The 19,952-nt window shown below is 41.8% G+C and carries 17 protein-coding genes; 11 read left to right on the forward strand and 6 right to left on the reverse strand.

Translation table 11 applies throughout. The annotated features are described in order from the left end of the window. The first annotated feature begins 281 nt into the window (after positions 1-281). Entirely contained in the window at positions 282-776 is a 495-nt protein-coding gene (gene bcp, locus AACU32_RS33090; RefSeq protein WP_096606185.1) for a thioredoxin-dependent thiol peroxidase, read from the forward strand. A gap of 320 nt (positions 777-1,096) precedes the next feature. On the opposite strand, the gene AACU32_RS33095 is transcribed toward bcp, so the two are convergent. Beyond that, on the reverse strand, positions 1,097-1,696 hold the full coding sequence (locus tag AACU32_RS33095; protein ID WP_096606187.1) for a hypothetical protein: 600 nt from the start codon (positions 1,694-1,696) through the stop codon (positions 1,097-1,099). Between the two features lie 106 nt (positions 1,697-1,802). On the opposite strand from AACU32_RS33095, the gene AACU32_RS33100 reads away from it, so the two are divergent. Continuing rightward, on the forward strand, positions 1,803-2,429 hold the full coding sequence (locus AACU32_RS33100; RefSeq protein ID WP_096606189.1) for a type I restriction endonuclease: 627 nt from the start codon (positions 1,803-1,805) through the stop codon (positions 2,427-2,429). Between the two features lie 2 nt (positions 2,430-2,431). Further along, entirely contained in the window at positions 2,432-3,598 is a 1,167-nt protein-coding gene (locus tag AACU32_RS33105) for a cysteine desulfurase family protein (RefSeq protein ID WP_096606191.1), read from the forward strand. Between the two features lie 74 nt (positions 3,599-3,672). On the opposite strand, the gene AACU32_RS33110 is transcribed toward AACU32_RS33105, so the two are convergent. From AACU32_RS33110 to lepA, 3 genes are all read right to left on the reverse strand, one after another. Continuing rightward, positions 3,673-4,737, reverse strand: a complete 1,065-nt coding sequence (locus tag AACU32_RS33110) for a cyanophycinase (RefSeq protein ID WP_339378485.1) — start codon at positions 4,735-4,737, stop codon at positions 3,673-3,675. Between the two features lie 149 nt (positions 4,738-4,886). Then, positions 4,887-6,077 (reverse strand): glycosyltransferase family 4 protein, encoded by a 1,191-nt coding sequence (locus AACU32_RS33115; protein WP_096606193.1) that lies wholly within the window; start codon positions 6,075-6,077, stop codon positions 4,887-4,889. Positions 6,078-6,511: 434 nt separating this feature from the next. Then, the gene (lepA, locus tag AACU32_RS33120) at positions 6,512-8,323 is read right to left on the reverse strand and encodes a translation elongation factor 4 (RefSeq protein ID WP_096606197.1); all 1,812 of its coding nucleotides are present in this window, start codon (positions 8,321-8,323) and stop codon (positions 6,512-6,514) included. A 687-nt stretch (positions 8,324-9,010) separates the two neighbouring features. Here lepA and AACU32_RS33125 point away from each other — a divergent pair. The 5 genes from AACU32_RS33125 (at position 9,011) to AACU32_RS33145 (ending at position 14,922) form a co-directional block, all read left to right on the forward strand. Continuing rightward, on the forward strand, positions 9,011-9,247 hold the full coding sequence (locus AACU32_RS33125; RefSeq protein WP_096606199.1) for a hypothetical protein: 237 nt from the start codon (positions 9,011-9,013) through the stop codon (positions 9,245-9,247). A gap of 175 nt (positions 9,248-9,422) precedes the next feature. After that, complete coding sequence (locus AACU32_RS33130) at positions 9,423-11,180, forward strand: ATP-binding protein (RefSeq protein WP_096606201.1); 1,758 nt, start codon at positions 9,423-9,425, stop codon at positions 11,178-11,180. A gap of 338 nt (positions 11,181-11,518) precedes the next feature. Further along, complete coding sequence (locus AACU32_RS33135; protein ID WP_096606205.1) at positions 11,519-11,749, forward strand: NifU family protein; 231 nt, start codon at positions 11,519-11,521, stop codon at positions 11,747-11,749. Between the two features lie 194 nt (positions 11,750-11,943). Next, a complete protein-coding gene (locus tag AACU32_RS33140; RefSeq protein ID WP_096606207.1) occupies positions 11,944-14,178 on the forward strand; it encodes a glycoside hydrolase in 2,235 nt (744 codons plus the stop codon). Positions 14,179-14,244: 66 nt separating this feature from the next. Beyond that, positions 14,245-14,922, forward strand: a complete 678-nt coding sequence (locus AACU32_RS33145; RefSeq protein WP_096606209.1) for a HEAT repeat domain-containing protein — start codon at positions 14,245-14,247, stop codon at positions 14,920-14,922. Positions 14,923-15,003: 81 nt separating this feature from the next. Here the strand turns inward: AACU32_RS33145 and AACU32_RS33150 are convergent, their stop codons facing one another. Further along, positions 15,004-17,007, reverse strand: coding sequence for a serine/threonine-protein kinase (locus tag AACU32_RS33150; protein ID WP_096606211.1), 2,004 nt, complete (start codon positions 17,005-17,007; stop codon positions 15,004-15,006). 273 nt (positions 17,008-17,280) lie between these two features. On the opposite strand from AACU32_RS33150, the gene AACU32_RS33155 reads away from it, so the two are divergent. Then, the gene (locus tag AACU32_RS33155; RefSeq protein ID WP_096606213.1) at positions 17,281-17,532 is read left to right on the forward strand and encodes a hypothetical protein; all 252 of its coding nucleotides are present in this window, start codon (positions 17,281-17,283) and stop codon (positions 17,530-17,532) included. Here AACU32_RS33155 and AACU32_RS33160 read toward each other — a convergent pair. Beyond that, a complete protein-coding gene (locus AACU32_RS33160; RefSeq protein WP_096606215.1) occupies positions 17,515-18,096 on the reverse strand; it encodes a phycobilisome protein in 582 nt (193 codons plus the stop codon). The two genes, AACU32_RS33155 and AACU32_RS33160, sit on opposite strands and share 18 nt — an antisense overlap. Before the next feature lie 174 nt (positions 18,097-18,270). On the opposite strand from AACU32_RS33160, the gene AACU32_RS33165 reads away from it, so the two are divergent. Both AACU32_RS33165 and AACU32_RS33170 read left to right on the forward strand, forming a co-directional pair. Continuing rightward, complete coding sequence (locus tag AACU32_RS33165) at positions 18,271-19,068, forward strand: DUF1838 family protein (protein WP_096606217.1); 798 nt, start codon at positions 18,271-18,273, stop codon at positions 19,066-19,068. 23 nt (positions 19,069-19,091) lie between these two features. Beyond that, on the forward strand, positions 19,092-19,751 hold the full coding sequence (locus AACU32_RS33170) for a HEAT repeat domain-containing protein (RefSeq protein ID WP_096606219.1): 660 nt from the start codon (positions 19,092-19,094) through the stop codon (positions 19,749-19,751). Positions 19,752-19,952: the final 201 nt, after the last annotated feature.

Genomic DNA, 19,952 nt, shown 5'->3' on the forward strand with positions numbered 1-19,952 from the left:
GCGTACCATCTGTAACTGTTCAATCCTATATAGTTTCAATCCAAGTTTGCAACTAGAACTGTAAATCTGACAATTCCTCTGGATAACAAGCCACAGATAAATATTCTGTGGTTATTTTTATCGAATTTAGATTTTACCAACAGTTATATTTTAAGTATAAATTAGCACTTTTATTAATTAGTTATCGCCAGATTTACTGAGCCACACCCAAGGGGATGGGAAAGTTTGTTGCAGCTGACAAATATCGGTAGAATTTTAAAGCGATCGCTATTTTCCCCAATATGAGTAATATGCCCCAAGTTGGACAACCCGCCCCTGAATTCTCAATTCCTGACGAACACGAAACTCCCGTTAGTCTAGGAGATTTTAGCGGTCAATGGATTATCCTTTATTTTTACCCTAAAGATAATACACCGGGCTGTACTACTGAAGCCAAAGATTTTTCCGAGTTAAATCAAGAATTTAGCGCACTAGGAGCGAAAATTTTCGGTGTAAGTCCAGATTCGAGTCAGTCCCATTGTAAGTTTATCGCTAAACATAACTTAACAATCACCCTATTAAGTGATCCAGAACATGATTTAGCCGAAACTTATGGAATTTGGCAATTAAAGAAATTTATGGGTAAGGAATATATGGGTGTTGTGCGCTCAACTTTTCTCATCGATCCTGATGGTAACATTGCTTATACTTGGACAAATGTGAAAGTTAAAGATCATGCTCAACAGGTTTTAACTAAATTGCAGGAATTGGCAGCGATCGCCAGTGCATCATCCTAGAATTAAGAAAATGCTCCACATACCTAATATTAGGTTGTGCAATAACCTATAGTTCAAATTAGCCAAGGGGAAAATGTCACTTTGTCCTATTTAAAGGAAAACTTTGCTCTGCATAAATCGGAAGATGAGCAATTTTTTCCAGAATGGTGTGATATTTACTTTATATAGAAGCGAAAACGAATTATATCTTGTTTTGACTATCTTAAAAAAGCTAGGACAAGTTTTAAATTAACGTGAGTGTGATGCAATTATAATTTTCTTACTCCTCCCTCTCCTGTGAGGAGAAGGAGGTTGAGTGGGTGAAGTCTGGCGAATTTAAACTAAGTTGAAAATGGAACTGATAAAATCCCTAATATCTGATTAATTTCGACAATATAATAATCCCTTTTATCAATAGATAAATTTTTATCAGCAAGCTGTAAGAATTTCCAATCTGTACCAGTAGTTATAGCCCCATAAATTTTGGGAATATTATTTCCCTGACGCTGATTAAATATTTGCGCTGCAAGCATTTCCGCAATGCATTGTCCTAAACCCGCTTTAATATTTTCATTCTTAGCCTCTACCAAAGTTACTACAGGAGTGCGAATTTCATATATTTCCGCAGATGCAGTGAGTATATAATCGCAGTATCCATTCAGTCCCGATTCACTATCTACGTTAAACTCAGTCCCTGAAAAAAAACCTACTTGAAAATTAAAATTTCGTCGCACTTCTAATAAAATTGGGGTAATAATTAACTCAGAACGAGCCTTTTCTGTATTAATTGCTGTTGCTAAATTTAAATTCTCTTTCAGAAATGTTTGTAAGGTTTGGCTGGGTTCTATACCAGAAACTTCGACGAATAAATTATCTGCTTCCTCTATAATTAAGCCAAATTTTTCTCTAACTGTAGAAAGAGTAAATTCACTGTATGCCATTGCGGTAGACTACTCTCCAGGAATCGGGAAATTTCGCTAATTAATTATAAAATTGTAACTTTTTGTAAAGCTTTAAAATGATAATATCACTTTTATTATATATATTATGGTTCAAGTCATCCCAGCCCAGAATGTAGGTCTTGCCTATTTAGAAGAACGATTTGCTCTGAGACAGTCCCAAAGTGAAGATTTTTTTCCAGAGTGGTTTGATTCTCTCCCAGAAATCACAGATTTAGAAAAGCAATATCTCGACAGAGTTAAAGCTAATTTCCTCAGATTGGCAAAGCGCCCACCAATTTTAGAGAATGCAGTCAAAATGGTGGTATTATCTCCTTTACTAGATTTAGCGGGATTTTATCGTGAGCCATTTTTACTAGCTACAGAAGAGTCTATAGAAATTGCCATTGAGGATAAAGACGAAATTGTTAGAGGACGCATTGACGTTCTAGTTATTCAAGAACAACTGTGGTTGTTAGTAATTGAATCTAAAAGAGCTAGTTTTTCCCTTTTAGAAGCTATACCTCAAGCGATCGCTTATATGCTAGCTAATCCTCACCCAGACAAACCTGTGTTTGGCTGTGTAACCAGTGGGGAAGATTTCCAATTTATCAAGCTACTCCAGCAAGATAAATCTGAGTATGCTTTGTCTGATAAATTTACTTTATCCAAGCGAGAAAATGAATCGTATCAAGTTCTCAGGATATTAAAAAAATTAAGTCAAATTTTGAGTTGATTATGTCTAATCGTCCCATCTACCTAGATTGCCATGCTACCACCCCCGTCGATGAACGAGTATTAGCAGCAATGCTTCCCTACTTCACAGAAAAGTTTGGTAATCCAGCAAGTATCAGCCATGTTTACGGTTGGGAAGCAGAAGCAGCTGTGAAACAAACGCGGGAAATTTTAGCAGCAGCTATCAACGCCGAACCAGAAGAAATTGTCATTACCAGTGGTGCGACGGAAGCTAATAATTTAGCGATTAAAGGTGTAGCAGAAGCCTATTTTCAAAAGGGACAGCATATTATTACAGTGGCGACAGAACATAAAGCTGTTCTCGATCCCTGTGCATATTTAAAAACACTCGGTTTTGAAATTACGGTGCTTCCCGTACAAAAAGATGGGTTAATTGATTTAACTGAGTTAGAAAAAGCGATACGTCCAGAGACAATTTTAGTGTCAGTGATGGCTGCAAATAACGAAATTGGAGTTTTGCAGCCGTTGTCAGCAATTGGCGAAATCTGCCGCGATCGCAATATTATTTTCCATACCGATGCTGCCCAAGCTATTGGTAAAATTCCCTTGGATGTGCAAGCGCAAAAAATTGACTTAATGTCACTGACAGCACATAAAGTATACGGTCCGAAAGGTATCGGTGCTTTATATGTCCGCAGACGCAACCCCAGAGTGCAATTAGCTCCGCAGCAACATGGCGGTGGACATGAACGGGGAATGCGATCGGGTACTTTATATACACCGCAAATCGTCGGATTTGGTAAAGCTGTGGAAATCGCTTTAGCAGAACAGGCGACAGAAAACCAACGCCTCACGCAACTGCGGTTAAAACTGTGGGAACAGCTTTCACAAATAGAAGGAGTTCATCTCAACGGACATCCTACCCAACGCCTAGCGGGAAACCTGAGTATTAGTGTTGACGGATTAGACGGGGCTGCATTGGGCTTAGGATTACAGTCAGTAATGGCGGTTTCTTCAGGTTCTGCTTGTAACTCAGCAGTTACAGCACCTTCCCATGTTCTCACCGCCTTGGGACATCCTCAAAAGCTAGCTTATGCATCAGTGCGCTTTGGCATTGGCCGCTTCAATACCCCAGAGGAGATTGATATTGTAGCAAAACATGCGATCGCCACAATTCAAAGTTTACGCAAACAAACTACCCTGGTGTGAGGGAAATGGAAGGGGCTAGAGGAGGCTGTTGACGGTTGACTGTTGACTGTTACCCCATGCCCCATGCCCATCTTTTAATATGGATCTGAACTAAACCTTCCCCGCTTGACGCTGCGGAGATAATAACCCCTTGTAGGAATGTTTTTTAAATCGAAGGTATCGCCACGGGGAACACGCCAAATTTTGTAGTCGTAAAATGTTAGAGGTGTACGGGGTTTACATATCTCTGGGGGGTGATCTCCCAAGATAAAATATGCTGCACCCCTCCCCATCACTTTCGCCATACCGTATTTATCAATGACAACCGATGTCTCCTCACTAACGGCGATACCTAAAGCACGTTGAGATCTGCCATCCTGAATTTGGCGGGCGATAAAAGCCATAATTCGCCCCATTCTTTTACGCCTGTCAAAGTGGGTATCAACAATGGTTCCTACCAAATGCTTCCATTGAAAAAACTGGTAGGTGAAGGTAATATCCTGATACGGATCTTCCAGTGCATTTCTAGTTTCAATGCCTTCTTCAGAAGAAGCACAAGCATCGTAGACAAATTCACTTTGGATCATAGCACCGGCACTAGTGCCGCCAATTCCACCACCTCTTTGGTAAACTGAGTGAACCGCAGCCTGTAGCTTAGTGTTTTTCCAGTTACGGATGTATTGACATTGGTCGCCGCCAGCAAAGAAAATCACATCAGCTTTGCGGACTTTATCAACAATCTCCGCTTTGTTGGCATCGTGGCGATTGCTAATAATCAGCGTCTCTACGGAATTCACACCTTTCATTCCCTGAATTAGACGATTGTAATCGTGATTACCATAGGTGCGCAAGACTACAACATTAACTTTGGTAGAGCAGTTAATACCACCCCTTACCTGATGGATCATCCATTGAATCGCCTCCTCTACATCTATTCCACCCCCACCCAAGTTATGAACAGGCCCAGCTAGGGAAGGTAAGGCAGGTAAAGCAGGTAAGGAAGGGTAGGGCGGTAAGGGAGAATCGACATCCTCGGTAATGTCCTGAAAGTAGCGTCTCAAGTTTGCTGTAATATGGGTTATGAAGGTGGTTCCCATCTTCAGCAACATGGTTCCTACATTTTTTAACCACTTTGCTATATTTGGAAAGGCCTTGGTCATGCTAACCTTCTGGTGCAAACTGCAATTATTGCTAACTCTCTCACCAGAAGGGGTGTAATTCCCAGCGTACAAGGCTTGTACTGTTTTTTAACGCCAAAAATGCAGGGTAATATTTTATTCTCTGTTTGATTTTTCCTTGCTTGTGCAATTTAAAACCAATCTACTCGCGATCGCTCTTTGACTACTCGCTGATATACTGCTTGTGTTTGCTGAGCTAATTTAGGCCAGCTGAAGCGGCGCTCTAAGTCCTCATAAGCATTATCAATCAGCCATTGGCGATAACTAGGATTTTTCAACACCTCTAAAATACCCCAAGCAATCGAATCGGGACTGTTCACCCAGGTAACAATGCCTGTTTTGGTGTGTTGCACTACTTCGGGAAAACCACCAGTGTCAGAAACTACCACAGGAACGCGAGACGCAAAGCTTTCTAAAGCAACAATACCAAAGGGTTCATAAAGACTGGGGAAAACCGCACAGTCAGCTACAGTCTGAAATTTATCTAAGTATTCATCAGAAAGAAAACCTGTAAAATAGCATTTATGCCAAATTCCCAAATCCCAGGCTTGACGCTTGAGATGGTCGGTATTACCGCCACCAACAATCACAAATTTAACATTACCGTCCATTTCCCACAGTACTTTGGGTGCAGCATTGAGTAATAAAGGCACACCCTTCTCGTAGGTCATACGCCCAACATAGTAAACAATTTTTTCATAATCTTCAGCAAATTGGCGGCGAAAAGCTGGAGCATGAAAATTTTCGTGATGTTGTTTCTTTTCTGGGCGAATACCGTTGTAAATTACATCAATTTTATCCCAAGGGCTATGTAACGCTCTTTCTACTTCTCGGCGCATATATTCGCTACACACAATAATTCGCCAAGCGTTGAAAGCTAATAAATTTTCTTTACCACTGATATAGCGTTGGATATCAGTATGAATACCGTTGTAGCGTCCATATTCAGTCGCGTGAATTGTCGCAACTAAGGGTACTTTAAAGTTATTCTTGAGAGCGATCGCTGCATCTCCAACTAGCCAATCATGAGCATGAATTAAATCAAAAGGGCCTTCTTCAAGTATCAGCTTCCCACCATGATGACCCATGCTGTCATTCAAGTTAACTATCCAGTGAAAAAAGTCTTTACTAGCAGCTACTGGGACTCGATGTACATGCACTCCTTCTACTAATTCGTACATCGAAGCCTGACCATGTTCCACAGTAATTAAGTGGATTTCATGTCCTAGCTTTACTAATTCTGGATATAACTCTGCCACATGACGAGCAATACCGCCAACTATCCTAGGTGGAAACTCCCAACTTAATACCAATATCTTCATTTACTAGACTCCCCAATGATTGAGAAATAAGAAATAGCTAAAAACTTATATTTATAAGGTATTAGTGTGACTATTACATTGAGTATATATACTAAAAGTTTAAATTTCTCAACATTTTTTTGGTTAATACTCCTAAAATCTAAAAATTTTGCTTTGCTAATTTTTAGATTTAGCTCCAATTTACATTCAATGACTTGCAATCATACAGCAAGTTTACACAAATACCAAAGAATATAAATCTCCATAAATCGAGTCAGTAAACCCTGACCTATTTTATAAAAATTAACAATAATCAAGCCTTTATATAGGTTTGCTGTCAGTAGTTTTTACCTAGTGAAGAGATGAAGGGGATGAGGGGGCAGGGGGGCAGGGGGGACAAGGGGGACAAGGAAGACAACTGACTATTGACCCTTGACCCTTGACTCTTCCCTGAATTAGTCTTGATCTAGTCGCAAAACTGCCATAAATGCTTCTTGCGGAACATCTACCGTACCTACGGATTTCATCCGCTTTTTACCTTTTGCTTGCTTTTGCAAAAGTTTCTTCTTGCGGCTGATGTCACCACCGTAGCATTTGGCTAGTACGTCTTTGCGCAAAGCGGGGATGTGTTCACTGGCGATGACTTTACTACCAATACTTGCCTGAATCGGTACTTTAAATTGATGGCGTGGAATCAGTTCTTTGAGTTTCTCCGCCATTGAGCGCCCGACGTTGTAAGCTTTATCGCGGTGGACAATCATTGCTAAAGAATCTACCGGATCGCCATTGATCATAATATCCAACTTCACCAAAGGATTTTCGCGGTAACCAATTAGGTGATATTCCATGCTGGCATAACCACGCGATCGCGATTTCATCTGATCGAAAAAGTCAGTGACTACTTCTGCTAGAGGAATTTCGTATGTTAGCGTCGTCCGCCCTTGGGTAAGATATTTCATATCCTTGAAAACACCCCGGCGATTTTGGGACAATTCCATCAACGTGCCGACGTAGATTTCCGGTGTAATCATTTCTACCTTAACGTAAGGCTCCTCAATTTTTTCGCGCTCGTTGGGAGAGGGTAAATGGCTAGGATTATCTATATACAGTTCCTCACCCTTAACAGTAGTCACTTTATAAACTACTGAAGGAGCTGTAATAATTAAATCTAAGTTGTATTCCCTTTCCAAGCGTTCTTGGACAATTTCCATGTGCAACAAACCTAAGAAGCCACAACGGAAACCAAATCCCATCGCGCTAGAAGTTTCCGGTTCGTAATGTAACGCCGCATCATTGAGTCTGAGCTTTTCTAGGGCTTCCCGCAAGTCTTCAAATTGATCGGCATCGATAGGGAACATCCCACAAAATACCATTGGGTTAGCTTCTGTGTAACCAGGTAAAGCTTCTGGCGCTTTAGCATTGGCAAGAGTAATTGTATCCCCTACCCGCGCATCAGCTACAGCTTTAATTGCGGCTGCCAAATAGCCTACTTCCCCGGCGTGGAGTTCGTTAACTTGCTTTTGCGTCGGAGAGAGAACGCCTAACTCGTCAATTTCATATTCTTTCTCAGAAGCCATTAAATAAATGCGATCGCCTTTTTTGACGCTACCATCCATTACCCGGAAGTAAACAATCACTCCCCGGTAGCTGTCGTAGTAGCTATCAAAAATTAACGCCCGTAAGCGTTGATCTACAGTATTGGGGGCTGGCGGTATGCGCTCGACAATTGTTTCTAAAATTTCATCAATGCCAATACCTTCTTTGGCTGAGGCTAAAATCGCACCACTGCAATCTAAACCAATAATTTCTTCAATTTCGCCGATAACTCTGTCTGGTTCTGCTCCTGGTAAGTCGATTTTATTCAACACCGGGATAATTTCCAGATTATGTTCCAGCGCCAAGTAGACATTAGCCAAAGTTTGCGCTTCTACGCCTTGGGAAGCATCTACCACTAACAGCGCCCCTTCGCAAGCAGCAAGAGAGCGTGACACCTCATAAGAAAAATCAACATGTCCCGGCGTATCAATTAAATTCAGCACATACTGCTGACCATCTTTAGCCGTGTAGTTCATCCGGGCAGCTTGCAGCTTAATGGTAATGCCGCGCTCCCGTTCCAGATCCATATTATCGAGAAACTGTTCCTTCATCTGCCGATCTTCAACAGTACCAGTAGCTTGGAGTAAGCGATCGGCAAGGGTGGATTTCCCGTGGTCGATGTGAGCAATAATACAAAAATTGCGAATGCGAACTGCGGGAACGTCAGTCATATACTATTTTTGCTGAAAAAGCAACCAAGGTAGAGAGAGCAATTTACTTAATGTATTTTAATGCTTTATTAGTCAATGGTCAGTTGTCAGTTGTCATTTGTTATTGGGCATGGGGCATTGGGCATTGGGCATGGGGCATTGGGCAATAGTCATTTGTCCTCCTTGTCGCCTTCCGCGTCACCGCGTTACCTTGTCTCCATCATCTCTAGGACTGAGGCAATATGTGACCGAAAACCTTATTCTTGCGTTGCTCCCTTTCAGGAATTACCGCTACTTTCGTTCTGTTTTGCGTAAGTTCCGATCTCCCTCATCCCCCTCATCTCCCTCATCTCCCTTATCCCTTGTCCCGCCACAAGCCCAATGCCCCAATAAAAGTCTATTGTTCGCTGCTGGTATTGATCAACTAGAAGCGTACAATAAATATGTATAAGTAGATAGTGTAGAGCTATTGGGTAATTCAACCTGTAATCGCTCGTAACGATTGATTTACTGACAAAACTTTATTAGCTATTTTCTGGTAAATTCCCAGAAAACCTCTACTTGTATGCAGCGGCTGTTAATTTGGTAAGATTTCGGGGAACTATGTAACTATAAATTTTTGCATTTGTTTCAGTAACTTAATCCCCAATCCATAATAGAACTGCTTGATAAAGCTTTTGAACCCAAAATTCCTGAGTATATAAACCTATGAATATGAAAGAAAAACCTACCGATGCGGAACACAGACAAGTCGATAAGGTAGAAATTGCTGTCCGCTTAGACTCCGAGTTAGTAGAGCAAATTCAGCATTTAACCAATGACCCTAGTAAAGTGATTGAAGTAGCGATTCGGCAATGGTTACGAGGTGAAGTTCCTAGAGACGACGAACTGACGCGTACTCCTATGCGCGCTCCTATTCCACCCAGGGGAGAATGGAATGATTAAAAATTTATAAGTAAATTGTAAATATAAAATCAAAAGATTGTAAAGTTTGCCACTTTGGCCTATAGAATTGCCAAAACTCCACACTCAGGGCTTCAAAGCTGTAATAATTTATGCCAAACTTTAAGCAGCTTTAGTGATCATGTTGTCGGCTGCTATTTGTCTATCCAACTTGATAATGACTATTACTGCCAATTCTCAATTGCTGAACTTATTCTCCCAGAATCGAAAAGCTATTAATACTCAGACTGATTACATGCTACCAACTCAAGGAGCGGAGTTGGTATATACACAAGATGGGTCAGGACGTTACCTGACTTTTTATTGGCAGCACAGTGAAGTTCTGGGATTAAATCCTGATGACATAGTTGATGAGTTCGATAATAAGCAGACCTTTTTCCCAGTGGATAAGGTTGCCTATTTGGAACGAGTACAGCAGATTTTGACAAGTTTAGTGCCAGAAAAATTGCAGTGTTGGTTTAGTTATGGCCAGGAGTTATTTGAGTTGGAGTTGGCGATCGCTCCGATTATGCCAAAGTTGGGTAAAGCTGCTACAACTGTTTTGGTCATGGGACGCTTAGTGCAAGCTAAAGTCAACAGCGCGACAATCGATGCGATGGCGACAAAAGCTACACAGACAGATTTAGCTGAACGCTCGCAGCAACACCAGAAACTGGTGACTAGAATTACCAAAAATATTCGCCGCAATCTGGATCTCGACATTATTTGGCAACAAACAGTTGATAGTTTGGGGAAAGTGCTGCGGCTAGAACACTGTATTATTTGTTCCTACCAGCCTTCTTGCCCAAAAGTGCAGGTGAAAGCACAGTATCACCAGCAAGAAAGCACACTCGTACTGAGTCAAGAAATAGATCTAGCTTCTCACCCTGCTTTTGCTCAAGCTTTGGCAACTTTAGAACCGATGGTGATGGAAGGACATAATACACTATGTCCGCAACAGAAAGTTTTAGTGGTAGCCACATCCTATCAAGACCAAGCCAATGGATTGGTAGCTTTGAGTTTGCGAGATGAATGCTACCCATTGACAGAATCGGAAATCGAACTAGCCAAAGAGGTAGCAGATCAGCTGGGAACAGCGATCGCTCATGCTACTTTATACAAAGAACTGGAAGCAGCTCGGCAAAAAGCCGAAGATGCTTCCCGTCTCAAAAGCGAGTTTCTGGCTAACGTATCCCATGAAATTCGTACCCCCCTCAATGGCATGATTGGTTTTTTGAAGCTGATTTTGGAGGGTATGGCAGATGATCCAGAAGAACAAGATCAGTTTCTCAAAGAAGCTCACCACTTATCAATTCACCTACTGAATATCATCAACGATATCTTGGACATTGCCAAAATCGAAGCTGGCAAAATGGAGCTAGATTGCGCTCCAGTCCAATTAGCTGAGTTATTTAGTGATGTAGACAATTTTATGCGTCCTCAAGCCCAGATGAGAAACTTGAGCTTCCAGATGCAATTACCGAATACATCAGATGAAATTATTGTTCAAGGTAACTACCAACGGCTGCTTCAGGTGATGCTCAATTTGGTGGGTAATGCAATTAAATTTACCCAAGAAGGTGGTATTACTATCAGTGCCGATATCGTCATTAAAAAGGCAAAATTTCAAGAACAGCAATATCCCGGTATGGTGAGAGTGCGCGTAGCAGATACTGGTATTGGTGTATCTTTAGACAAGCAAGACAAACTATTTCAATTATTTTCCCAAGTTGATGGCTCTCGCACCCGCCAATATGGAGGCACAGGTTTGGGATTGGCAATCTCACAAAAGCTAGTAGAGGCAATGGGTGGTGAGGTACACTTTTACAGTCTGGGTGAGGGACTTGGCTCAACAGTCACATTTACAGTACCCCTGTATCAACAACCGGTAATTGTTTCCACTAGTGACAACGATTTCCAAAATATCATCTGTTAGTCAAGGGTTGTGGGAATTAATTTTGCTAGTACTGCTCGACAAAAATTAAAAATCAAAAATCAAAAATTAAAACAATTTTATTTTGGGCTTTGGCGCTATTTTCCGCACAATTATCCCGTAATTATACAACGCCATATTTTCAATTACTTAGCCTTGGTATATTTAAAAGTTATCACAAACAGACAACTGGTTACTAATAACCAACAACTAGCTGCAATTAGATCTAGGATCGTTTTAACAAAAAGAAATAAAATGTTGGGAACTAGCTTTTTAGTTGTGCGTTAGCTCCACTATAGACTAATTACCCATGCCCTCAGTTAATTTACAGGTCTAAAACTATGGAACTGACAATTGAAAACGTGGAAACAGTATTGGATGAAATGCGCCCTTATCTGATATCTGATGGCGGTAACGTCGAAGTAGTAGAACTGGATGGGCCTGTAGTCAAACTGCGGCTGCAAGGAGCCTGTGGTTCTTGTCCTAGCTCTACCATGACCTTAAGAATGGGTATTGAGCGCCGCCTGCGGGAAATGATTCCCGAAATTGCTGAAGTTGAGCAAGTTATGTAGGGACTAGGAGACTAGAGGCTAGGGACTAGGGACTAGGGGGATGAGGGGGACAAGGAGGACAACTGAGTTTTGACTTTTGCCCCATGTCCCATGTCCCATGCCCCATGCCCCATGACGCCACTTGCTTCAAGCCGGGAAACCCGTCCAACGCAGTGGCTCCCCCATGCCCCATGCCCAATACCCCATCATTCCCTATGACCCAACCTCTTTACGTCGCCTTTATTTGGCATCAACATCAGCCGCTGTACAAATCTCCTGACAGCGGCGTTTCGCTATCTTCCAGCCAACAGTACCGCTTACCTTGGGTCAGGTTGCATGGCACCAAGGATTATCTAGATTTGGTGTTACTCCTAGAAAAGTATCCTAAGTTACACCAAACCGTGAATCTGGTTCCCTCTTTGATATTGCAACTGGAAGATTACATTGCGGGTACGGCTTTAGATCCTTATCTCACCGCCAGTTTGACACCAGTCGAACAACTAACTCAGCCACAGCGGGAATTTATTGTCCAACACTTTTTTGATGCCAATCACCACACCCTGATTGATCCCCATCCCCGCTATAGCCAGTTGTATCATCAAAGGCAAGAATACGGTCAACCTTGGTGTTTGGAAAATTGGCAACAGCAAGATTACAGTGATTTGCTAGCTTGGCACAATCTGGCGTGGATTGACCCACTGTTTTGGGATGACCCAGAAATTGCCGGGTGGTTAAAACAAGGTCGAAATTTTACTTTAAGCGATCGCCAGCGCATTTATTCCAAACAACGAGAAATCCTCAGCCGCATTATTCCCCAACACCGGAAAATGCAAGCAGCAGGGCAGCTAGAAGTCACAACCACTCCCTACACCCACCCGATTTTGCCCTTACTAGCTGATACTAATGCCGGTCGGGTAGCTGTACCGCACATGAATCTGCCACAACAAAGATTTCAGTGGGCAGAAGACATTCCCCGTCACTTGCAAAAAGCTTGGAATTTGTATACAGACCGCTTTGGACAGGAACCACGCGGTTTATGGCCTTCCGAACAGTCAGTTAGTCCAGCGATATTACCGTATATTATAAAACAAGGATTTAAGTGGATTTGCTCAGATGAAGCTGTCCTAGGATGGACGCTTAAGCACTTTTTCCATCGCGATGGGGCGGGGAATGTAGAGGAACCAGAATTACTCTATCGACCCTACCGCCTACAAACAAGAGCAGGTGATTTGGCAATTGTCTTTCGCGATCATAGATTATCAGATTTGATTGGCTTCACTTACGGAGCAATGCCAGCAAAACAAGCAGCCGCCAACTTAGTCGGACACCTGCAAGCGATCGCTAAAATGCAAAGAGAGCGGCAAAGTGAACAACCTTGGTTAGTCACCATTGCTTTAGACGGCGAAAATTGCTGGGAATTTTATCCTCAAGACGGTAAACCCTTCCTGGAAGCCCTATATCAAAGTCTAGAGCTAGAACCTCACTTAAAACTCGTCACTGTCTCCGAATTTCTCGAAAAATTCCCTGCCACAGCAACTATCCCCGGCGAACAACTCCATAGCGGTTCTTGGGTAGATGGTAGTTTTACCACCTGGATTGGCGATCCTGTGAAAAATCGTGCTTGGGACTACCTGACACAAGCCAGAGAAACCCTAGCCTCTCACCCAGAAGCTACAGAAGAAAATAACCCAGAAGCATGGGAAGCATTGTACGCTGCTGAAGGTTCCGACTGGTTCTGGTGGTTCGGCGAAGGACATTCCTCAAATCAAGATGCAATTTTTGACCAGTTGTTTCGGGAACATCTCTATGGCATTTACAAAGCCTTAAATGAACCTGTACCCCCATATCTTAAACAACCACTGGAGGTACATGCAGCCCAAGCAGACCATAGCCCACAAGGGTTTATTCATCCGATTATTGATGGTAAGGGTGATGAACAGGACTGGGACAAAGCCGGACGCTTAGAAATAGGCGGAGCCAGGGGAACAATGCACAGCAGCAGTCCCGTTCAGCGACTCTGGTATGGGGTAGATCACCTCAATTTTTATTTGCGGATGGACTTAAAAAGCGGCATTTTTCCAGGGCGAGGTTTGCCATCAGAATTGAACTTGCTATGGTTCTATCCTGAAAAAACCATGCTTAATAGTCCAATTCCCTTGGCAGAAGTGCCCGATGGCGCGCCACTAAATTACTTATTTCACCACCATCTGGAAATTAACTTATTAACACAATCGATTCAGTTTCGCGAAGCGGGAGAGAATTATCAATGGCACCCCCGGTTTAGCCGCGCTCAAGTTGCTTTTAATACTTGTTTAGAAATAGCAGTGCCCTGGGCAGATTTACAAGTTCCGCCCGATTACCCACTGCGTCTGATTTTTGTGTTGTCAGATGATGGCAGATTTGACAGCTATCTGCCGGAAAATGCTTTAATTCCGATAGAAGTTCCTTAAGCGATCGCAAAATTCCCCACCCTGAATTTATTCATAGGGTGGGGTTAATGTGATTTGATACACACCATGAACCAACCCAGCCTAGAACAAATTGCCACACAGTTGAATAGCTCAAATGTGAGCGAGCGTATTTTAGCCATGATTGAACTGCAAAAAGAGACAATGCCTGTCTCTGATGCTTATCCTCTCATCAAACAAGCGCTCAACGATCACAACGTTCAGGTTCGGGGTATGGCTGTCTTTTCTTTGGGTATTAAAAAGACTGCTGCAAACCGAGAAATACTAGTGAATATACTAGAATCAGACTTGGACTATAACGTGCGGGCTATGGCAGCAGGAGCGTTAGGATATTTAGAGGATAAGCAGGCTGTAGCACCGCTGCGTCGCGCTTTTTACGAAGATACCAGCTGGTTAGTGCAATTTAGTGCGGCGGTGGCTTTGGGAAATTTGAAGGATGTTCAGGCTCAAGCAGTTTTGCTAGAAGCTCTTGATAGCAACTATCCCTTACTACAAGAAGCCGCAATTATGGCTTTGGGTGAAATTGGGGCTATTGATGCTATTACTCGTCTTTTAACTTTTGTGAATGCAAATGACTGGATGCTGCGAAAACGCCTAGCAGAAGCTTTGGGTAATCTTCCCGATTCCCAAACTCAAGCCGCACTGAATTATTTGCAGCAAGATAGTCATCCGCTGGTAGCCGAAGCCGCTAAGCATTCGCTGCAACAATTAGCGAAATTGCTTTAACAATTAATTACTGATTCATAATTTGTAATTCTAGGATTTAATTTACCGAAAACTCAACATAATTAAGGTCGGCACAACTAGTTATGGTTGAATCAAATATTTCTTACGCTCTAATTGCCGATATTTAGAAATTGCTTTAAGTCGATTTAGTGGTGAGTATATAAGGAGAAATACTAATAAAACAAAATTGACAATAATCACTCCCAAAAAAAATGAATTAGTTAATTTTATAAAAAACCATAGTCCAAGATTAAGACCTAAAGTACTTGATAACAGTGTAACAGACCAAGCTATTTTTAATGTAAATCCTTCTCGTGATATATTATCTACTATTTCTATAAAATTTTTGCGTATATTAACTACAATGTCTATTGTGGTTTGCAATATATTTGGGAACCAAATAGGTATGCTAATAAATGAAATTTCAATGAAAATACCAACGCATCCTTTTATTAAAAATAATATAATAATTTTACAATAATTAATCAATCCATTAAATTCATTTGTAATATTTATTCCTCCTAGTAGCCCAACACTATAGAGGATTGCAGCAATAGCAGCAAAAGGTATGGACATGAAAAGGCCGAACAAAAGAAAGACCGCATATATTAAACAAATAAATGGACTTAGCAATATCCATATCAGCTTCGCTACATTATTAGCACTTTGAAAACCTGCCGAATTACCCTCATATGTTATAAAATATATTAGCCCTTTAAATAATGGACTTAACCAATTAAAAGCTACAGGTAAATACTCTACAATAATGTAACTACCAATAATACTAAAAAAAGATGCAATAATAATTGCAGTAATAATAAAAATAGGAATTTTTGTAATTTTATAAGGCAAAGGAGCAGTCTTGACTTTAAGATTTAAAATCTCGTTTTCTTTATATGAATTTGTCTGTAAAGAAATTTGTCGTTGATAAACTTTATCTGCCATTAGCTTGCTTGTATCTACAATAATTTTGTTATTTAATGAGTTACCAGCAAATTTTGTAGATGTAAAAGATATCCAAACATTTTTATTAGGCGTGAATTTTAGATCGCTATGATGTGGAACTATATGCCAGCTACCTTGTAGTAAAGTTTCGGGTATCGGGTTTGTAATATTAATGTTTTGAGTTAGCTTTTCACCTATTTTTGTAGCTGTTAATTCAATGCTATATAAGCTCAATTCAGCTTTTGGTAACACTTCTGGTAGTACCTCATCGACCGACTGGTAGCGTTCTTTCGCAGCCTGTTTCAGCAGCTTATCTAAAACTTGTTGCAAATGTTTGTTGATAGGTTTTTTAAGATGTTTTTGCCACCTCAAGCAATTATCATCATCATATAGTTCCAGAGGGTGAATCCCCGTCAATAAATGAACACAGGTTGCACCTAAGCTGTAGAGATCGCTAGCTCGATAAACTTTACCTCTCAATTGCTCGCTTGAAGCATATCCGATTGTACATATTTCTGTACCTGTTTTACCTGCTTTAGTTAGAGTAGACTCCTTAACGGCTCCAAAATCGATTAAAACTAATTTATTATCACTGTTTCTACGCATAATATTCTCCGGTTTAATGTCCCGATGAATAACATCGCAATCATGAACAAACTTGAGAATTGGTAGAAACTCCTGCAAAAACTCTATAATTTGTCTTGAGCTAAAAGTTCCTCCTTGTTCTAACTCTTGCAGCAAAGTCTGTCCTTCAATCAACTCCAGTATTAAATATAAATACTTTTGCTCTGTTTTACTGGCTGGTTGATTCACTTTTTCGAGACCTTGCTCTAAGTAATCAAAGAGGGTGGGAATCTGTGAGTGAATATCACCTAATTTTTTCAATTGCTTTGCTTCTAGCTCAAATAGTTCCTTAATTTTTTCATTTCCTTGATGATGTTGTAAAAGTTGCTTGATTACACAATTATCGCCACTACGCTCATCCAAAGCTAAAAATGTTTTACCAAATCCACCTGAACCGATTAATTTAATTGCACGATAGCAGTCTTTCAAGAGCAATTTTGAGCCACAGGTTTGACAATAATTTGTTCCATAAGGGTTTTCAGGTTTATAACAATTAGAGTTTACACAATAGCTCATATTAATGATTTAGTTAATAAAATTGCAAATTTTTCAGAACCGAAAAAATAACTTATAAAAAAATTTAGGAAAAACAACCTATTCAGGTAGTGAAAGCTAAATAATTTGTCTTATGTGTGAGTCTAATTATCAAAATACTAACTGACTATATTGAATTATTTTAATAAATTATTATAAAGCTGATTGGGCCAGACGCGGGTATCGGGGCGGTTGCTAAATCCCAATGTCTGGCAGTAGGAGTAGTTTGCGGGGGATATAAGGAAATCTGGGTAGATGCGATCGCGGGACTTACGACTGCGAGGAGCAAATGCGCAGACGCGATCGCGGCTTGCCGAAGGCATCGCTCGCCTTTTGACTTTTGTGAATGCAAATGACTGGATGCTGCGAAAACGCCTAGCAGAAGCTTTGGGTAATCTTCCCGATTCCCAAACTCAAGCCGCACTGAATTATTTGCAGCAAGATAGTCATCCGCTGGTAGCCGAAGCCGCTAAGCATTCGCTGCAAAAATTAACGAAATTGCTTTAATTGCTCAATTAAACGATCGAAATAGGGCGCAAGGGTTGCTTGCTGTTCCGGTTCGACTCGCTTTAAACTAGCAGCTTTTATACCTTCTAACCCCACCACCATTGCATCTAAAGGTACTTGCAATTCTTTATACAACAATTGCATATAATGTAATCCCTCAGTGCTTGTATAGTCGGTATGCTGTCCAGCAATACCATAAGTAATACAGCGTAGGAAGTGCCAAAAATCACGCCAACAAGCATCTGCCCTCATTGACGGGTAGAGTCCACCACCGGGTTGGGTGATGTTGGGGAATGTAGCCAATACCTGGCTTCTGGCTTCATCGACAATTTCATGGACGCGATCGCGTAGCCCCTGGCTTACAGCAATGAGTGCTGTATTTGCGGGCACAACCTGCCCAATCTGCTCTAAGTCTTCATCCGTGAGATACCGTCCCTCATCATCAGCAGCCTGAAAGCGCTGAATCGCTGCTGCTGGGTGAGTATTGTCCCAGGTGGCAAAACTGACAATCCTGGCTTTATTAATCAGTTCTCGAACTGCTTCACTCAATTGTGGCTGAGTCATGGTTAATTGTCATTTGTCATTTGTCATTTGTCATTTGTCATTTCACCGTTGCCCTGGATGGCTCGTCTGTTTTATCTCCCTATGATTGATTTGTCGTGATAACCAGATAATTAGCAAATTACGTTATCAATAACACTGTAGTGGTAACTTGTTGAGAAACTTAACAGGGAAAGTATGAACAATTTAGAAGACTACACAGTTAATAACCTTGATTTCTATAGGAAGTATCATGGTCAGCAGCTTTATTATCGCTGGGAAGGGGAAGTCTGGTGGCAGGAGACAGAGTATGGCCAATCTGAGAAATTATTCTCGATTATTGGCATGAATGCAACCAAGGTTTTCATTCGTCCCGATTCTGAATTTGAGCAGGTGGGTTACCGGATCAATCGGGAGTTAGGTTTATTTTGCGATCCGCAGACTCAAGAAATTTTGCATACATGGCAGCCTGATGCAACCCGTCCGGCGGTTGCGATCGTGCATATTGCCAATCGCATAGTGCAGGGGACTGTCCGACCGAAGATGACGGTGATTCCCCAAGGGCAAGACTATGTTAGCTCTGTTGTAGAAATTCCCCTAACCTATCCTCATCCATTAGCGGGTGATCCCAAATACCAAGATTATTGTCCCGGTGAAACCTTTAATGGGACAGAGTACTTTACCAGCCACATTTGCCGACCTGGGGTGAAGGATCTTCCGCCAGCTACCTGGGCGCGAGACTGTCCCTGGTTACCCTGGATGAAATTAGGTTATGGTCATCCAGCCCGCTTACGATTTGAGACAACCACGACTCGGGTTGAATCCTTTGAACAACTCCATCCCAACTTGATTAAGCTGATTCGCGAACAAGTACCCATTTATGAATTTACTCCTGACGAGAGTGAAGAACCAAATATGACCAGTACACTGTACTTTAAGCAGCACTTTGCGGCTTACCTAAAAGGAGAAAGCTTTCCCATTCCTGAAGGGCTGTAACGTAATTTCAGCGTGTCAATTCTATGGATCTCAGTCAAATCGAAACCGATCTGCAAAACTCAGATTTTCAATACCGCCTGAAGGCAATCTCTGCCCTGCAAGATTATCCGGCCGATGTGGCCGTTCCTTTACTCAACCGCCATATCCAAGACCCAGAGTTTCTGGTGCGAACCTTTGTGGCTAGAGAATTGGGCAAACAAAAAACATCCGAATCCTTTGCTGCCCTACTGCAAATTATAAAGTTTGATAACACGCCTAATGTCCGCGCAGAAGCGTCTAATTCCCTGTCCTTGTTCGGCAGAATTTCCGCCTCTCATCTGGTGCAGACATTTTTGCGAGACGATCACTGGTTGGTACGTCGCAGTATTTTAGCAGCCTTGGTAGAAATGGATTGCCCTGAAGAAGTGCTAGAGGTTTGTCTGCTGGGGCTAGAAGGTGATGATGCAGCAGTGCAAGAAGCATCCGTAGATGGCCTGGGGTGGTTAGGGACTTCCCGTCAATCTGGGGCGGCTTTATCTCAACTCCTGAACCTAAAAAATTCTGAGTATGAATATATCCGGGTACGAGTTGCTTATGCCCTCAAGCACTTTAATACTCCTGAAGCCAAAGAAGCCCTGGCACAACTGAGACAGGATGCCAATCATCGGGTAGTCGGGGCGGCAATGGAAAATTTAATTTCTTGAGAGGCAAGGGTATTGAGGGGGCAGCGCCTCTCTTTTCCCAAGGGGAGACGCGCAAGGGACGAGACGCTCCGCGTAGCTTGCTTCCCGTAGGGTACGACTCCTCTCGGCGACCGGGGGCAGAGGAGAAATAACTATTGCCTATTGCCTTGTTAAAATTGACAACTGACAACTGACTCCATCGCCTGGTGGAGAAGAAAACTA

The organism is Calothrix sp. NIES-2100 (genome assembly GCF_963875285.1).
Taxonomy (GTDB): Bacteria; Cyanobacteriota; Cyanobacteriia; order Cyanobacteriales; family Nostocaceae; genus Aulosira.

Excerpts from the sequence above, each read along its gene's own strand:
- AACU32_RS33165 (WP_096606217.1), top strand. The coding sequence starts at position 18,271 with ATGAACAATTTAGAAGACTACACAGTTAATAACCTTGATTTCTATAGG.
- AACU32_RS33135 (WP_096606205.1), top strand. The coding sequence starts at position 11,519 with ATGGAACTGACAATTGAAAACGTGGAAACAGTATTGGATGAAATGCGC.
- AACU32_RS33155 (WP_096606213.1), top strand. The coding sequence starts at position 17,281 with ATGCGATCGCGGGACTTACGACTGCGAGGAGCAAATGCGCAGACGCGA.
- AACU32_RS33100 (WP_096606189.1), top strand. The coding sequence starts at position 1,803 with ATGGTTCAAGTCATCCCAGCCCAGAATGTAGGTCTTGCCTATTTAGAA.
- lepA (WP_096606197.1), bottom strand. The coding sequence starts at position 8,323 with ATGACTGACGTTCCCGCAGTTCGCATTCGCAATTTTTGTATTATTGCT.
- bcp (WP_096606185.1), top strand. The coding sequence starts at position 282 with ATGAGTAATATGCCCCAAGTTGGACAACCCGCCCCTGAATTCTCAATT.
- AACU32_RS33170 (WP_096606219.1), top strand. The coding sequence starts at position 19,092 with ATGGATCTCAGTCAAATCGAAACCGATCTGCAAAACTCAGATTTTCAA.
- AACU32_RS33110 (WP_339378485.1), bottom strand. The coding sequence starts at position 4,737 with ATGACCAAGGCCTTTCCAAATATAGCAAAGTGGTTAAAAAATGTAGGA.
- AACU32_RS33130 (WP_096606201.1), top strand. The coding sequence starts at position 9,423 with ATGACTATTACTGCCAATTCTCAATTGCTGAACTTATTCTCCCAGAAT.
- AACU32_RS33095 (WP_096606187.1), bottom strand. The coding sequence starts at position 1,696 with ATGGCATACAGTGAATTTACTCTTTCTACAGTTAGAGAAAAATTTGGC.
- AACU32_RS33150 (WP_096606211.1), bottom strand. The coding sequence starts at position 17,007 with ATGAGCTATTGTGTAAACTCTAATTGTTATAAACCTGAAAACCCTTAT.
- AACU32_RS33140 (WP_096606207.1), top strand. The coding sequence starts at position 11,944 with ATGACCCAACCTCTTTACGTCGCCTTTATTTGGCATCAACATCAGCCG.
- AACU32_RS33145 (WP_096606209.1), top strand. The coding sequence starts at position 14,245 with ATGAACCAACCCAGCCTAGAACAAATTGCCACACAGTTGAATAGCTCA.
- AACU32_RS33125 (WP_096606199.1), top strand. The coding sequence starts at position 9,011 with ATGAATATGAAAGAAAAACCTACCGATGCGGAACACAGACAAGTCGAT.
- AACU32_RS33115 (WP_096606193.1), bottom strand. The coding sequence starts at position 6,077 with ATGAAGATATTGGTATTAAGTTGGGAGTTTCCACCTAGGATAGTTGGC.
- AACU32_RS33105 (WP_096606191.1), top strand. The coding sequence starts at position 2,432 with ATGTCTAATCGTCCCATCTACCTAGATTGCCATGCTACCACCCCCGTC.
- AACU32_RS33160 (WP_096606215.1), bottom strand. The coding sequence starts at position 18,096 with ATGACTCAGCCACAATTGAGTGAAGCAGTTCGAGAACTGATTAATAAA.